This is a genomic window from Streptomyces sp. NPDC037301 (genome assembly GCF_055602785.1).
Genome location: NZ_JBVJWD010000184.1, coordinates 1 through 1,235 on the forward strand (window position 1 = coordinate 1; position 1,235 = coordinate 1,235).

At 73.6% G+C, this 1,235-nt stretch carries 1 protein-coding gene; it reads left to right on the forward strand.

Annotated elements, in window-relative coordinates; all coding sequences use genetic code 11:
* Positions 1–1,235 (forward strand): SDR family NAD(P)-dependent oxidoreductase (locus ACZ7IB_RS49280; protein WP_470921920.1); only part of this gene is annotated, 1,235 nt, incomplete at both ends.

A 1,235-nucleotide genomic window follows, 5' to 3' on the forward strand; every position in this document is an offset into this window, starting at 1 on the left:
GCCACGGCCAGTGAGGCCAAGTGGCCCTTGGTGCGCCACACCGGCATCGCAGCCGAGCGGCTTGCCTCCTCGCGCAGCGTGGAGTTCGCCGACCGGTTCCTGGACCACAGCGAGGGCCGGGGTGTCGATGTCGTTCTTAACAGCTTGGCCCGGGAGTTCGTGGATGCTTCGCTGCGGTTGCTGCCGCGCGGCGGCCGGTTTCTGGAGATGGGCAAGACCGATATCCGTGATGCCGACGAGGTGGCCGTCGCCTGCCCCGGCGTGCGGTACCGGGCCTTCGACCTGGGTGAGGCGGGCGCCGACCGGCTCGGTGAGATGCTCGCGCACCTGGCCGAACTCTTCGCCCGGGGGGAGCTGGCGCCGCTGCCCGTCACTGCGTGGGACACCCGCCAGGCACCGCAGGCCTTCCGGCACATGAGCCAGGCCCGGCACATTGGCAAGGTCGTCCTGACTAACCCGCGCGCCGCTCTGGACGGCACCGTCCTGGTGACCGGTGGCACTGGCGTCATCGGGTCCGCCGTGGCCCGCCACCTGGTCACTGGGCATGGCGTGCGGGACCTGGTGCTCACCAGCCGCCGCGGCCAGGACGCCCCGGGGGCCCGGGAGCTCGCCGCCGAACTGACCGGGCTCGGCGCCACCGTGCGCGTCGAGGCCTGTGACGCCGCCGACCGCGTGGCCCTTGGCACACTCCTGGACGGACTCGACGGGCTGTGCGGTGTGGTGCATGCCGCCGGAGCCCTGGACGACGGCATCCTCTCCGCGCTCACCCCCGAGCGTCTGGAGACCGTCCTTCGCCCGAAGCTGGACGCGGCCTGGAACCTGCACGAGCTCACCCGCGGCCGTGACCTCGCGCTGTTCGTGCTCTTCTCCTCGGCCGCGGGCGTCCTCGGCTCTCCGGGGCAGGGCGGCTACGCGGCGGCGAATTCCTTCCTCGACGCGCTCGCGCAAGAGCGCCGCGCCCAGGGGCTGCCCGCGCACTCCCTGGCCTGGGGGCTGTGGGCCGACCGCAGCGCCATGACCGGCGCGCTCAGTACCGCTGACCTCGACCGCATGCGGCGCGTGGGTATCCGGCCGCTGGCCACCGAGGAGGGCCTCGCCCTCTTCGACGCCGCGGTGCGCCTCCCCGACCCGCACACCGTCCCGGTCCGCCTCGACACGGCCACGCTGCGCGAACAGCAGCCCCTGGCCCCGCTGTTCCGCGCTCTGGTGCGCACCACGGCCAAGCGGGCTGCCGC